Annotated in this window: 15 protein-coding genes; all 15 read right to left on the bottom strand. The window is 41.1% G+C overall.

The genetic code is table 11. The features are described 5' to 3' along the window. On the bottom strand, positions 1 to 559 hold a 559-nt coding region (locus QZZ43_RS02585), incomplete at its 3' end, for a TerB family tellurite resistance protein (protein WP_291855960.1). A gap of 35 nt (positions 560 to 594) precedes the next feature. Next, positions 595 to 975: a DUF1987 domain-containing protein gene (locus tag QZZ43_RS02580; RefSeq protein ID WP_291855958.1), complete on the bottom strand. Its 381-nt coding sequence runs from the start codon at positions 973 to 975 to the stop codon at positions 595 to 597. 11 nt (positions 976 to 986) lie between these two features. Continuing rightward, positions 987 to 1562: a SiaB family protein kinase gene (locus tag QZZ43_RS02575; RefSeq protein WP_291855955.1), complete on the bottom strand. Its 576-nt coding sequence runs from the start codon at positions 1560 to 1562 to the stop codon at positions 987 to 989. A 32-nt stretch (positions 1563 to 1594) separates the two neighbouring features. Further along, positions 1595 to 4210 (bottom strand): PAS domain S-box protein, encoded by a 2616-nt coding sequence (locus tag QZZ43_RS02570; protein WP_291855953.1) that lies wholly within the window; start codon positions 4208 to 4210, stop codon positions 1595 to 1597. Positions 4211 to 4258: 48 nt separating this feature from the next. After that, entirely contained in the window at positions 4259 to 5032 is a 774-nt protein-coding gene (locus QZZ43_RS02565; RefSeq protein ID WP_291855952.1) for a GAF domain-containing protein, read from the bottom strand. Between the two features lie 14 nt (positions 5033 to 5046). Further along, positions 5047 to 5637, bottom strand: coding sequence for a chemotaxis protein CheB (locus QZZ43_RS02560; RefSeq protein ID WP_291855951.1), 591 nt, complete (start codon positions 5635 to 5637; stop codon positions 5047 to 5049). Continuing rightward, entirely contained in the window at positions 5630 to 6451 is an 822-nt protein-coding gene (locus tag QZZ43_RS02555; RefSeq protein ID WP_291855949.1) for a CheR family methyltransferase, read from the bottom strand. Before QZZ43_RS02555 ends, QZZ43_RS02560 begins: the two co-directional genes overlap by 8 nt. Before the next feature lie 17 nt (positions 6452 to 6468). Then, positions 6469 to 7299, bottom strand: a complete 831-nt coding sequence (locus QZZ43_RS02550; RefSeq protein ID WP_291855947.1) for a protein-glutamate O-methyltransferase CheR — start codon at positions 7297 to 7299, stop codon at positions 6469 to 6471. A 28-nt stretch (positions 7300 to 7327) separates the two neighbouring features. Continuing rightward, positions 7328 to 9208, bottom strand: coding sequence for a PAS domain S-box protein (locus QZZ43_RS02545; RefSeq protein ID WP_291855946.1), 1881 nt, complete (start codon positions 9206 to 9208; stop codon positions 7328 to 7330). Between the two features lie 102 nt (positions 9209 to 9310). Further along, positions 9311 to 10390, bottom strand: coding sequence for a chemotaxis response regulator protein-glutamate methylesterase (locus QZZ43_RS02540; protein WP_291855944.1), 1080 nt, complete (start codon positions 10388 to 10390; stop codon positions 9311 to 9313). Positions 10391 to 10411: 21 nt separating this feature from the next. After that, positions 10412 to 10882, bottom strand: a complete 471-nt coding sequence (locus QZZ43_RS02535; protein ID WP_291855942.1) for a chemotaxis protein CheD — start codon at positions 10880 to 10882, stop codon at positions 10412 to 10414. A gap of 12 nt (positions 10883 to 10894) precedes the next feature. After that, positions 10895 to 11794 (bottom strand): sensor histidine kinase KdpD, encoded by a 900-nt coding sequence (locus tag QZZ43_RS02530; RefSeq protein ID WP_291855940.1) that lies wholly within the window; start codon positions 11792 to 11794, stop codon positions 10895 to 10897. Positions 11795 to 11935: 141 nt separating this feature from the next. Beyond that, positions 11936 to 12802, bottom strand: coding sequence for a CheR family methyltransferase (locus tag QZZ43_RS02525; RefSeq protein WP_291855938.1), 867 nt, complete (start codon positions 12800 to 12802; stop codon positions 11936 to 11938). A gap of 14 nt (positions 12803 to 12816) precedes the next feature. After that, on the bottom strand, positions 12817 to 13290 hold the full coding sequence (locus tag QZZ43_RS02520) for a chemotaxis protein CheW (RefSeq protein ID WP_291855936.1): 474 nt from the start codon (positions 13288 to 13290) through the stop codon (positions 12817 to 12819). Positions 13291 to 13482: 192 nt separating this feature from the next. After that, entirely contained in the window at positions 13483 to 13938 is a 456-nt protein-coding gene (locus QZZ43_RS02515) for a chemotaxis protein CheW (protein ID WP_291855962.1), read from the bottom strand. Positions 13939 to 13945: the final 7 nt, after the last annotated feature.

Genomic DNA, 13945 nt, shown 5'->3' with positions numbered 1-13945 from the left:
TTTTCACCCGCAAAATAATAATTGAACCGTTGAGCCCGGGTGCATGAATAAACCGGGCCATTTCCAGTCCGGGATCTTCACCACGAACCATCATAAGCTCATCAAAATCGAGCTTTGCGGCATCGTTGTTTATCACGAAATTTTCGATGTGCGAAATTTCGTTGCGGGGCAATCTAAACACATCGGCCACCGTATTAATAATGGCCATGCGTTGTTCGGTAAATTTATGATCGGCATTGACCAGTTCGTATAGACGAACCAGCACGACCACTTTTTGTTCCCGGTTAAGCTGCTTATTAATTTTTTTGCAGATACCCAGAATTCTAACCGAGTCCTTCATTGAGGTAAGACGAACCTTACCCTCCTCATCATCCTTACCACCCTTTTGATCGGTCGAGTGCTTCAGAAACAATGCATAATATTCTTCCACCGCTTCAGCATTGAGCTGTTGCTCCAGAAATATTCTGACGTATTCAGTTTCGTTAGATTCAACACCCCCATCCTGCTTGGCAATAAGCCCAAACAGCTGCATTAATGCTTTTAGAATTTCTTCACTCATCGAACAGTTGTAAAGGTGGGTTAGTAAACTGAGAACTAATCGGTATAAAGTACGTAATCAAATGGAATATCTACAATGTCCGAATATTCCTCACCGGCTTCCAGCATATCCTCCTCGTCTTCGTGGTAGTGCCATTTAATGACAACTTCTTTCCCATTCTCCACGATTTCTTCAAACTTCAGCAGAATATCTAGAATAACCTTTGAAGAGGCAGTATTGAAGTATTCCAGTTTGAAATTGAACTCAGTATGATCATTGGCATCTTCCGCGTATTGGTCAATCCAGTCGAGGATAGGCTCGTAAAACATGTTTACGTCCTCGGGCAACGATCGGCCAGAAATCTCGAATTGGCCACTTGCTTTGTCCAGAATAACGTTAGGGGTATCGTCGGTTCCCTGTATGTTTATCACGTCCATATATATACTTTTTATCTGTTTCTGTTAATGGTAGAAGTAAGAATAAAGAAGGAGACTTCTTCGTTAAGCTCTTTGAACTGATAGGATAGCTTACTGCCTGTTTTTTTGGCAATATCAATCAGTCCAAGACCGGCGCCCCCTTTTTCGGAGATTGTACTTTCCACGATCTGCTGCTTATAGAGCGACGAAAGACCTGCTTTATCCAGACTGTTAATATGTTCCAGACTCTCTTTAAGACTGGGCACCTTGGTATTCCGGATTACATTGCCTGTAATAATTTTGTAACTCTCATCTCCCCTGCTGACCATCACAATGCCACGGCGTTCTTCCTCATCATCGTCCGAAAGGGTGTCGGCATGCTTACTTATATTCTGTAAGCATTCTACCATCACATTAAACACCTTTCTCTGAACCTGATTCGATTCCTCTGACTTAGCCATATTTCTTTCTGTCAGAGAAGTAAAGGTCTTGGTAATGTCCTGTGTTACTTCCCCTTCATAAACAAGGTTAATCTCATTTGTTTTCATCGTTTTGTAAAGCTGGTATGCAAAATCCAGAAAACGATGGCTTTCAATTTCTCTGCTCATAGCGTATGAAGTCTTTAAAAATGTAAAGATAATTACAATTCAATTCCTATCAATAAAACATCGTCAACTTGTTTTTCCTCGCCCATCCATTCATAAAAAACTTTTGGGAAATAGCGTCCGTAATGAGCCATGGTGTAACTTGCATCCATGGTCAGTGCTTCGCGCATTCGGCGGGGCTGGAATTTCTTCCTGTCCGGGCCTCCAAGTTGGTCAGGCAGACCATCAGAAAAGATAAATACTTTGTCTCCGTCCTGATAATCTATAACATGATTTTCAAACTCTTTCTCTTTTTTTCGGGGCAGTGGTGCTCCTCCAATTCCTTTTCTGGTTCCCTGATACTCCAGCAATTCACCTTCCCTTACCAGGAACAGGGGACGGTGTGCTCCACAGTAGTCCAGAACTTTTTTATCCTTCTCCACCTTACAAAAAGCAATGTCCATTCCATCGCGTCCGTTAGAACCTTCCTGATCCTGTTTTAATGCTTTACGTACTTCCTGATGAAGTTGTTCCATTATTTCCGCAGAAGACAAATGCGGATCGGCACTTACGATATTATTCAGGAGGAAATATCCGATAAAAGACAGTAGTGCGCCCGGCACCCCGTGGCCTGTACAATCAACGGCCGCCACATAAAGAATTCCGTCTTTTTCGAGAAACCAGGGGAAGTCTCCACTAACTACATCTTTTGGGCGGTAAAAAATAAAAGAACGTGGAAAATAGTTCTGCAAATAATTGGTATCAGGAAGCAGGGAACTTTGAATTCGTTGTGCGTAATTGATACTGTCCGATATTTTCTTGTTCTTATCTTTTATATCGGCCTCAATCTTCTTAAACTCGGTCATGTCGTGCGACACAAACAAAACAGACTCTAATTCCGCCTCATCATTAAGCTCGGGAATTCCCTTAATTTCCATGATGCGCTCGTCACCTGCTACCTCTATCTTTACTTCTGAAATAATGGTATCCTGCTCACTTTTTATGGCCTCCAGCGTTTCCTCCACATACTCAACAAATCTGACGTCAATCTCCAATTCGCTGACTCTTTTCTTTATAATATCATTGGCCGGTATTTGTACAAACTCCGCCACCGCGGGGTTAACATAAACCAGCTTACCCATCATATTCACACGCATAATCATATCGGGACTGTTTTCCGACAAACTCTGCATGCGCGATTTCATCTGCTCTTCTTTTTCGGCGCGTTTTCTTTCCGTAATATCCTGGGTGTTAAAGATAATTCCTTTGATAGCCGGGTCGTGCAACAGGTTCTTCCCTTTTGTTTCGAGAAACAGTTTTTCTCCATTTTTCCTCAAATAGGTGTATTGAGCAATTTGCTCTCCACCCGGGGTTTCCAGCAAATACTGGAACAAATTATTGATGGTACGATATCCTCTTGGCGTCAGAAGGTCAGGATTCATTCCCGTAATCTCATCATTATCGTCATACCCTAGAATGCGCTTAACAGAAGGGCTCTCAAATACAAGCTCCTGGTTTTCATTGTAAATAGAGATAAATTCAGATGCATTGGTCAGCAGTGCTTCCAATCGTTTCTGAGCATGAGCTACTTCCTGTACCTGAGTCTCAAGCATCTGGTTAGATTTTTCCAGTTCTTCCTGAGTATCAAGCATTTCCCGGGCATTCTCCCTCAGCTGCTCCTCATTTTCCTGGAGTGTTTTGGTGAGGCTTTGAGATTCCTGTAGTAACTTTTCGGTACGGGTGGTAATTTTAAGATTATAAATGGTCTGACCAATGGTTTCAGCTACCTCTTCGGCATAGGAAAGATGCTTATTTCCCAGACCATCTTTCAGGAAAGCTATTTCTACTACGCCTTGTAGTTCTTCCTCCTGAAGCAGAGGAATAATCAAGATGGCTCTGGGCTTTTTCTCTCCAATAATTCCTGACGTAACGGACCAGTAATCATCCGGAATTTCGGTTCGGTAAATAATTTGTTTCTCGTAAGCTGAAGCACCTACAAGACCTTTTCCTATTTTAAACTCATGGTATTCATACCTGCGTCTGTTGTAGGCATGCATAGCACTTCGCTTCAACACATCCCCCTCCAGCAAATAGAAAGCACCCTGAATGCCTCCCATGTAATCTATCAGTGCCTTTAACACATCCGGCGTCAGTTCTGCCAATGCATGATGGGTACGCAGCAAATCGGACATTTGCTCTTTCCCCCTTGATATATAGTTTTCTTCATCCTCGCGGAGTCGCGCAGTCCTCAGGTTCTTCCCAAGTTCCAGAAGAACTGACGACAATTGATCTTCCCGATTGTCCTCTTCGGAAACATCACCACGGTCTCTAAGTTTACCGGCCAGTTCGATGTTATGCTCAATCTGCTTTTGCAGACCATTAATTTGATTCCGGTATTCAGCAGTATGAATATTAATATAGTTACGCACAAATATTACTGCCAGAGGAACAGCAATAATCAACAAATCCACGATCCACACCAACCACCAGGAATGCAGATAAAAGACATTGCTAAAACTGAAGATTCGGTGTTGAATAGACAAAAAGCCGCCCCATGAAAGAAGCAAAAACAGAAAAATAAAAATAAGCAAATACAGCTGGTCTTTTACAGACAACACGCCCGTAAAAAACCACTTTTTGATTGCTTTTTGTACTTTTTTGTAAAATCCCATTCCTTTTGTTTCTGCTTTACCCGATAAAACCCGGTTATTTTTCCCCTGTTAAAAAATTCCTCTTTTCACAAGATTCTCCATTACCTCCGGCCACATTTCTTTAATTCGACTCTCTTTAAATGTTAGTATCTCCAGCAGGCGGTTACATTCGTTTTCTTTCATTACCGGCAACAAATACAGATAATAATTATCGCTTTTCCCAAGTGCTGTTTCCACTTCAATGTAACTTTCGGGAATATCTCCAACCACAACAGCAACACCGTCCACAACAGCCTGTCCGTGAAGCCCCTCGCCTGAAATAAATCCGGCAACAGGGGCATCTTCAGCCAGTCCGTAAGATGCTTCTACGTTAAACCGGCCTCCCGGTTCCTCTTTTTTATATAGAATTACCGCCATTCCATGAAATAATTCACCTAAAGAGTACAGTAACTTATGTTTGTTCTTTCCTGAATCTTTTATATTTGTCAGCTGTTGCAATACTTTTTCCTGATAGGAAGCAAAGCGGGTTGCCTCATTCTCCTTTTTCTCGTAAGCTGTTACAATCTCCTGCAGTTTATCGATTTTCTGATTCATCCATTTCCGCTCTTCTTCATATTTATTCTTTTGAATATCATTGACAGACCTTAATTGTTGATTGTTTTTGTCGCTCACAAAAAAAGCGGCCAGAAAAAAAATGAAAGACAGAAGCTCCATCAGATAAAAAATGATGCCGGGATTCTGTTCCAGAAAAATATTTTTGAGCAGCGACAGCCCAAAAGCAATTCCTCCAAGGAGAAACAAGTACTTCTGAAATGCATTATTATTGAAATTAAACCTGCTCATAAAACAACATTTTTTTACCCAACAAGACTATTTAAGACTTTTACAATCTCATCAGGGGTTAATATCTCATCGGGTTCGAACAACTTCAAAGCAGCCTGTGGCATTGTTTCCACATCGCATGTTGCAGGGTCCTGAACAATTGTGTAACCTTTTTTATCTCCAATATCTTTTAACCCTTTTGCTCCATCTTTATTGGCTCCTGTCAGAATGATGCCAAGTGTTTTTTCTCGAAAAGCATAGGCCGCAGAAGAGTAGGCATAATCAATTGAAGGGCGGCTGTGGTTATGTACATCTTCGGTGGACAAGGATATGGTGCTGTCGAACTCAACAAACAGATGATAGTTGGAAGGAGCGAGCATTGCAACGCCCGGTTTCAACTTCTCTTTATCGAAAGGCTCCATCACGGGAATTTTCGATTTCAGATTTAAACCTTCTACCAATCCTGACCTCACATGTTTTAACCGGTGAAGACACAGAACAAGAGGCACAGGAAATCCGGGATTTAACTGGGACAGGATTTTCGAAACAATTGAAAAACTGCCTGCCGAACCTCCAATGACCACTACTTTAAATTTCCGGTCGGATATTTCCATGCTTTTACTCATTTTTCTTCCCGGCTTTTCTAAAAATACTCTCCTTTTTATCTACCACAATCAGAAAATCACTGAGGTTTTCCGGAATGGTTTCTTTCACACCTATTGCCAAAAAGCCGCCAGGTCGTATATGTTCCACAATATTTTTGAACAATTCCTCATGTCTGCTATAAGCGTAATTGATGCCGGAATTCCGAAACACTATGAAATCAAACACTTCATCATCTTGAGCAACTCCGGGAGCTCCAATGCGGAAATGACAATTTTTCAGCAAAGCCTTATCAAAATTCAGTCTCCCGTTCTCCTCCTTAAAATAGGTTTCGAATCTATCATGCTCCTCCAGTCGTTTGTAATTACTGTGATTCAACTCTTCATCCTTAACCTCCAACAATCCTTCGGAGACCTCATTACAGAGTTTTTCCGACGGATGTTGACAAATAATCTTTACAGAATCTATCAGTTCGTTTTCCTTCAGCAACACTAAAAAAGAAAAAAGCTCCTCTCCGGAAGATGTATCCGGGAACCAGACATTAAATTCCTTCCCCAAAACCGGAAAAAGATTGTGACGTACAGACCTCCAAAACCCGGGATCACGAAACATCTCGGTAACCTTCACAGCCATATAATACTTCACATCATCCCGAAAGTCATTATTCTTTAACCGCTCAGAAAAAGCGACCAGTTTTCTCACCTTCAGTTTATCAAAAACATAGGCTAGTCGCCTTTTCAGGAAAGAAAACGACAATCCGGTATAATCCATATTTTCGTACCGGGCCATCTCACTGGTGACGGCTTTTAACTCATTAATACCTAACGTAACCCCCATGTAAAAACATGTTTTGTTCAATACCGCAAATGAAACACATTGCTTTTCTTATATATTGGTCCATGCCGGTCAAACTTGGTTTTAAAAAATCCGCTCAACCCTTCATGGGCTCCTAAAACAAGCATTCCGTTGTTGTATAATCCATCATAAAACCGCTGAACAATACGATTCTGGAGCTTCACATTAAAATATATCAATACATTCCGGCAAAAAATCACATCAATCTTATTGTAAAAAGGCACCTCATTCTTCACCAAATCATGGCGGATAAATTTAATGTTCTCTTTTAAAAAAGGCTTTACAATAATTCTGTCGTGCTTTTCATCAACCTCAAAATACTTCAGGAAGGTTGTGTTATCTCCGGATGGAATATCAAACACGGAATTAAAATTATCAATACATCCCCGATCGATCTGATTCTGATAAACGCCCTTCCGTGCTATCTCCAACGCCTTATGACTAATATCGGTAGCAAAAACCCGAACCTTGTCCAGCAAACCCAGTTCGTTAAACAGAATAAGAAGAGAGTACACTTCTTGTCCGGTAGAACAGCCGGCATGCCAAATGTTTATAAAGCTATTGTTGTTTAACGATGGTAAGTTTTTTTCGAAAAGATATTTCCAAACAGCCGGATCGCGAAACAATTCGGTGGTATTCACAGTGATGGCTTCCACCACCTCCTCCACAAAGGTCTTTTCTTTTCGGGTTTTCTCACAAAGCTCCTCAAGGGTAAGCTCGTGGTCCCGCATCACTTTCTCAATTCTTCTGAATATGGAGTTATCCGAATAATCCAAAAAATCATACGGAGAATGCTCTTTCAGCACCTGTAGATATTCTTTATATGTCATTACGCCACAACTATTCAACCTCATCTATTTAAAAGAGTTCTACCTCAACATTCTGAATAAATGCAGTATAAGAATGATCGTCACCCACTTCTGCATCGGAAAGAAGAAACAAAACCGGCACTTCTTCCCCGTATTTGTTGAGAATAGGAACCTCCTTACGCTCTCCAATCACTTTACTGCCATTAGAATTAACAAAAGCAGACACAAATGTGTCGTTTTTCACTGCATCTTTCGAGAATAAATTGGAAACATGCTCTCCCAGAACTTCGCTGCGGTTATATCCCCATAATTTCTCGGCAGCAGCATTGAAAAACTCCAACATTCCTTCTTTATTAGTGGTTATGATGGCATCCAAAGCCCCCTCCAGGGTTTTCTCATTCCTGATTTTCACTGACTCAATTTCCTTAAAGTGACCTTTCACTTCATTCCGGGCCTCTTCAAGCATAACACCCAGCTCATCTTTCGAACGTTTAAGGGCTTCCTCCATCTGCACCTGCTCGGTGACATCATTTTCGAGGCTTAAAATTTTCATGATTTCCCCGTCATTATCCACAACAGGAGAATAGGTGGTAAGCAAATAAATTTCTTCACCCAGTTTGGTTCTTCTCCGAACCCTCCCACGGAAGTTTTGCCCTTCCTGAAGCTGTGCAAGTATTTTGTCCAGTTCGCCCACATCCTCTTTAAAGAAGAAGATTCTAAGGTTCTGGTCTTCAATTTCTTCGGGACGATATTTGAATGTACTCAGGAAGTTGTGATTCACCGAAATTAGTGTACCGTCGGTTTCAAATTCACAACTGATAGCCGCATGATCAATGGCATCTAGAATTCCCTGCATTTCAAGGGCCTGACGTTCGCTCTCTTCCTGGGTTGCTTTCATCTCCTCCAGGTTCTGACGAAGTTCCTCTTCTTGTTGGGCCATTTTCTCGGCCTGAATCTGGGTCTCTTTAAGCAGTTTCGAGGTCTTCATATTGGTTTTGACCGTAGAAATGGTCAATGCAATACTCTCGCCAAGCTTTTCCACAAACTCGATTTCAAATTGCTCAAAAGCATGAAACGAAGCCAGCTCAATAACACCATATATTTCTTCATTTGCTTTGAGCGGTACCAACAAAACAGCCTTAGGAGTTGCTTCTCCAAGTCCGGAAGTAATATTCACATAATCTTCCGGAACGTCGGTCATATAAATGGTGCTTTTTTCCAAAGCACAACGGCCAACCAGGCCCTCGCCCCATCCAATAACCTTATCTGCAAATTTTTTGCGCTCATAGGCAACACAGGCAGTCATTTCGAAATATTTCTCATCTCCGCTGGTGGGTTGATTCAGCAGAAAAACACCTCCCTGGTTAATATTCATATAATTGACCAGGTAGTGAATAATATTGTAAGAGAGTTCCTCCAGGTTGTCGTTGTTCTTTCTCAACAGCTCGGCAAATTGAGCCAATCCCTGGGTCACCCAGGTTCTTTGCTCTTCCTCCAGGCGTCGCTGTTCCTGGTCTTTTTTACTCTGAACCATAAACTCCCTCAATTTTATGAGGGCTTTAGTAAGCGCATCCCGTCTCTGATTATCGGGCAAAGATTCTTCCAGATTTCCCTGGCGCAGACTATCAATAAAGCCCAAAACCATTTTCGTTTTTCCGGCTTCTCTCTTGATCCGTTTATTTTGTTTCCGAATAGAACGCACAAAAACATTGGCCACCTGATACCCAATGATTGCAAAGAGAAAAGGAAACAGCAGAACGAGCCAAAGACCGGGCATTAGAGCCAGCAGATTTCCAAACCCGCCTCCGTAATGCTGAAAAATCTCTGCATCGAAACTTAACAAAAAAACAATAGCAGCAAGTATTAACCCCAGGGCAAACCCGCGAAGAGAATACTTTGACAATATGCGTTTATAATCGGTCTTCTTCATCTGATAAATATTGTTTTCAGTCAACCTCAATTATTAAAGGTGTTAACGAACCATAAAGAAAAAGGTTATATCAAACATCCATTGTTTCTGTTTCAGGGCAAATCAAATAAAATTCTTTAAAAGATATGGGGCCATTTTTTCAATCGCTAAAACCTCCTTTGCTGCTCCAAGTTTAATGGCCTCGCGTGGCATTCCAAAAACAACCGATGAAGCTTCATCCTGGGCAATTGTGGAACCTCCGGCTTCTTTCATTTCCAAAAGACCTTTAGCGCCATCGTTCCCCATTCCGGTGAGTAAAATCCCCATGGCATTCTGGCCGGCATAACGGGCTGCCGACCGGAACAAAACATCCACAGAGGGTCTGTGGCGATTAACCAGCGGCCCTTCACGAACCTCTACAGAATATTCTTTGCCGGTTCTTTTTAACAGCATGTGGAAATTGCCAGGTGCAATTAAGACGCGCCCCTGATAAAGCCGGTCTCCGTTTTCTGCTTCTTTCACCTCCAACTCACACAAATTGTTCAGGCTATTGGCAAAAGAACGGGTAAAGCTTTCGGGCATGTGCTGAACAATAGCAATACCGGGCATTTTGGCGGGTAAGCTTTTTAGAAATAACCGAATGGCTTCAGTTCCTCCGGTAGAAGCACCCAATACAATGATTTTTTCGGTACTGATGATTTTTTTATACGATGTGCTTTTTTGCAGAATGACATCAGCAGAAAATTTCGGTGCCACCCAGTCAACCTGAGGGGTGTGACTAATCTTAAGCCGCGTGAGCTTAGCCTGAGACGCAGCTTTCACGGCATCACACAAAATAATTTTAGATTCGTTGATAAACTGGGCTGCATTCATGGCAGGCTTACCAATAATCTCGGAGGCCCCATATTCCAAAGCCTTCATTGCAGTTTCGGTTCCTTCGGTGGTAAGAGAGGAAATAACCACTACCGGAATTGGATGCTGCGACATTATTTTTCGCAGAAATGTAAGCCCATCCATCCGTGGCATTTCAATATCCAGGGTGATCACATCCGGGACTTCTTTCATTATCTTCTTAACCGCGATAAGAGGATCAGCGGCGGTGCCCATAACCTCAATATGCGGATCAGACTCCAGAATAGCAGAAAGACTCTGACGAACCACCGCCGAGTCATCCACAATAAGTACCCTGATATTCTTACTCATAGAACTAAAACAAAGAAAATATTATTGTGCTTTTTTATCCAGAAATTTATGCCTTACCTCACCGATATCGGTAAAAAAGAGGATTTTTCGTCCTTTTCGGCCCCCTGTACTGGATGCTACAACAGGGATTTTCTTCTCTTCCAGTATTAACCTGGCCACCCTGATATTTCTTTCTCCGATAAGAGTTCCGTTGGCACCGCTATTAATGAGTTCCCCTCCTCCAAATATTTTGGCTTTCAGGTTTTCTCGACGTGCCCCCAGTTGACTCATTTTCTCCAACAACTTATCGATGGCGATATTTCCATATTTGGGAGATGCCAGGTCGTTACCATTCCAACTGGGAAGCATATAATGATTAATGCCCCCAATCCGGTTAACGGGATCCCACAAACATATCGCCACACAGGAGCCAAGAATGGTCTTTACCACATAGGGCTCTTTACTGGCAAATAAGGTGGATGGATATAAAAAATGTTGTGAATATTGCTCCATTAAATAAAAACCTTAAAAAATCTCATCACCATCATCAAAAAAGAGGTCATTTCCTTCGCCGCTAAAACCATCAACAACATTCTTTGCTTCAGGCATATGAATGATAAAGGTAGAACCTTCACCTTTTTGGCTCTTAATATCTATCTCACCACCCAACACATCAAGGAGAGCTTTTGTAATTGAAAGCCCCAGGCCGTGTCCCCGGTTAATAGAGTTGATTCCGGTATCGAGTCGTTTAAAACGCTCAAAAATGATTTTTTGGTTTTTTTCTGAAATTCCTGTTCCAAAGTCCTGAACAGACAAACTTAGTTTCTCCTCATCTGCCCAAACCTTGATAATTACTTTACTATCTTTATAGCTATACTTAAGTGCATTGTTCAGCAGGTTGCTAAGGATCAGCTTAATCTTTTCACTATCAGTTTTGAAGTAAAAGTTTTTTCCAAATCCATATTCAATCAGCCACTCAAACTCAATTTGAATGCCCATTTTTCGAGCCACCAAATTAAATGCCTCAATGATACTCTGGATAATTCCCCGCACATTCACCTTGGAAATATTGGGCATAATCTCTCCTGCTTCAATTTTGGCAGCAACAAAGATGTTCCGCAACTGAAAATCAAGATTGAAAGCTTCGCTATGAATAAGAGCAACCATTGATACCACCTTTTTCCAGTCATTCTTTTCCACTGAAAGAATAGATTTGGACAATCCCAGAATGGACGTAAATGGGTTGACAATCTCATTGGAAATATTTGATATAAAATGGCTTTTAAGGGATTCGGATTCCCGCAATTTATTGGTAACTTCCTGCAATTCACGAGTAAGCAGCTGAACCTCCTGTTCGAACTTCTTGCGCTCGTTCATTTTTTCCCGAATCTCCTTTATTAACTGTCTGTCAGTAATGTTTGTCATAATGCAATAATTATAGCGTCATCGTATTTTATGTTTCTTCTTCCTGTTGAAAACCAATCTCAAATGTTAAAAACCCAGAAATTCAAGCACAAATATATTGAAAATCATCGTATTCCATCAGCCGTGTATTTTCCTCTTGGATTAACGGCGCTTAAAAATTGTTGGCTTCACATGTTCCAACGGCACATCCATCCCTGAAAGTGATTCAGAATGACCAATAAAAAAATAGCCGTCTGGACTTAAATGTCGGCACAAACGGTTTATTACCTTTTCCTGTGTTACTCTGTCGAAGTAAATCAATACGTTTCTACAGAAAATCACATCAAAGGTTTCACTCACATCATAAACCGAATCCATGAGATTAAGATACCTCAGTTTGAGATTGGTCTGTAATTCAGGCACGACTCTAACAGTAGGATTCATCCTGTCTTTACTTTTCAAAAAATATCTTCGCTTCAAATCAATGGGCACCATATCTATTTTGGACTCTTTGTAAACACCACGTGCAGCGGTCTGAAGCATCTGGCTTGAGATATCGGTACCCAAAATTTCATATCTGAAGCGCGGATTGGCCAACTTAAACTCATTCAGTGCAACTGCAATCGTGTATCCTTCCTCTCCGCTGGAGGAGCCGGCGCTCCACACCTTAAAGGGCCTGCTAAACCCAGTGGAATCAGCAAAATCGGGGAGCACATGATCTTTCAGGAAAGCAAAATGAACCGGTTCCCTGTAAAAATCGGTCTTATTGGTGGTAACCACATTCAAAAAATTCAGTAACTCCCGCTCCTGTCCCTCTTTACTAAAGAAATACTCTTTATATTCAGAATAAGAGTTCATTTTAAGTTCCCGTATTCTTTTAAGCAGACGACCTTGCAGCATAATACGTTTAACAGGAGGCATTTTTATACCATACTCGTTAAAAATATACTTGCTAAAAGCCTGAAAATCTTTTTCAGACAATTCCGCTTTAAAGCAATCAAACCCCTTATTTCCTGTTTTATTTTCCACTCCAATAAAAAGATCTATTGCTCTTTGGCTGCTGATAATATTTTATCCATTTCAATAACTTCATTCCTGGTAAATACTTTGTCAGAGTCCAAAACAAAAACAAACGCATTATCTTTACTATAAGTTCCGGCGACATACCCTGGCTTGTACTCATGGCGGATAGTCTTTAATTCATTGTCTTCGACTTCAATTACATCCGATACCGCATCGGCCATGATAGCAACCCTGTAATTATCCGCTTCGCCTTCTTTATTCAAGTTCAGAATCACAATTACAGAACTTTGTGATGCCTCGACAGGTCCCAGGTTAAATTTAAGTCCGGTATTGATCAGCGGGATTATTTCGTCGCGGAATTCAAGTAAACCGGCAATAAAATCTACCTTCTGCGGCACGGGTTTAGGCTTTTCATATTCTCTGATTTCCATCACATGAGAAACATGAACAGCAAAAACCTCATCAATCACTTTAAAAGTCAGATATGAATTCATTTATCTCTATTTGTTTTAAAAGCCCGGACTAAAAAGCATTTTTAATGTCAAACACATCGTTGTTAAAAATTCCTGAGCCGTAATTAACTACCATTTTATTCCGAAGCAAAAATTTTAAAGACTCGATTGTAACAAAAGTATACCTTTTTAAACCACACTCATTTAAGTTTTACTATGATCGCAGTCGCTTAATTAAGACCACATTTCCGCCGCAGCAACCAGTTCTTCAATATCAATAATATGAACAAATTGACCATCCATTGAAAAAGTCCCATGAAAATTCCTCAGCATACTTTCTTCCTTGTCGGCCACGGTTGGTTTTATTTCCAATCCTTCTGTTTCAACAACCTCCTTGACCATATCCACAATAAGGCCCAGACTACTATCCTGTTGTTCCTCCGGGTTTATGACGACAACTGCTGTGTCATTGGTAAAATCGGGATTCCCGAACCCCATCATCAGTCTCAAATCCACAACAGGAATAATGTTACCGTGCAAATTAAGTACTCCTACCATAAAATCAGGCGTATTAGGAATCCTGGTAATCTCCGGTACTTCAAGGATATGATTAACTCTCATTGCATCCAGAGCAAAGAATTCATCATGAACCTTGAAAGATAAAAGGGTATTATAGCTGTTTTCCAACATAATTTCC

It is taken from the genome of Marinilabilia sp., from assembly GCF_016278715.1.
Taxonomy (GTDB): domain Bacteria; phylum Bacteroidota; class Bacteroidia; order Bacteroidales; family Marinilabiliaceae; genus Marinilabilia.
The sequence above is the reverse complement of the archived record's forward strand: the minus strand, read 5'-3'. Positions and strand labels throughout refer to the sequence as shown.

What these genes read in the sequence shown, in the direction of transcription:
- QZZ43_RS02570 (WP_291855953.1), bottom strand. Translation starts at nt 4,210, where the DNA reads ATGGGATTTTACAAAAAAGTACAAAAAGCAATCAAAAAGTGGTTTTTT.
- QZZ43_RS02550 (WP_291855947.1), bottom strand. Translation starts at nt 7,299, where the DNA reads ATGACATATAAAGAATATCTACAGGTGCTGAAAGAGCATTCTCCGTAT.
- QZZ43_RS02545 (WP_291855946.1), bottom strand. Translation starts at nt 9,208, where the DNA reads ATGAAGAAGACCGATTATAAACGCATATTGTCAAAGTATTCTCTTCGC.
- QZZ43_RS02530 (WP_291855940.1), bottom strand. Translation starts at nt 11,794, where the DNA reads ATGACAAACATTACTGACAGACAGTTAATAAAGGAGATTCGGGAAAAA.
- QZZ43_RS02565 (WP_291855952.1), bottom strand. Translation starts at nt 5,032, where the DNA reads ATGAGCAGGTTTAATTTCAATAATAATGCATTTCAGAAGTACTTGTTT.
- QZZ43_RS02560 (WP_291855951.1), bottom strand. Translation starts at nt 5,637, where the DNA reads ATGAGTAAAAGCATGGAAATATCCGACCGGAAATTTAAAGTAGTGGTC.
- QZZ43_RS02540 (WP_291855944.1), bottom strand. Translation starts at nt 10,390, where the DNA reads ATGAGTAAGAATATCAGGGTACTTATTGTGGATGACTCGGCGGTGGTT.
- QZZ43_RS02555 (WP_291855949.1), bottom strand. Translation starts at nt 6,451, where the DNA reads ATGGGGGTTACGTTAGGTATTAATGAGTTAAAAGCCGTCACCAGTGAG.
- QZZ43_RS02575 (WP_291855955.1), bottom strand. Translation starts at nt 1,562, where the DNA reads ATGAGCAGAGAAATTGAAAGCCATCGTTTTCTGGATTTTGCATACCAG.
- QZZ43_RS02535 (WP_291855942.1), bottom strand. Translation starts at nt 10,882, where the DNA reads ATGGAGCAATATTCACAACATTTTTTATATCCATCCACCTTATTTGCC.
- QZZ43_RS02515 (WP_291855962.1), bottom strand. Translation starts at nt 13,938, where the DNA reads ATGTTGGAAAACAGCTATAATACCCTTTTATCTTTCAAGGTTCATGAT.
- QZZ43_RS02520 (WP_291855936.1), bottom strand. Translation starts at nt 13,290, where the DNA reads ATGAATTCATATCTGACTTTTAAAGTGATTGATGAGGTTTTTGCTGTT.
- QZZ43_RS02580 (WP_291855958.1), bottom strand. Translation starts at nt 975, where the DNA reads ATGGACGTGATAAACATACAGGGAACCGACGATACCCCTAACGTTATT.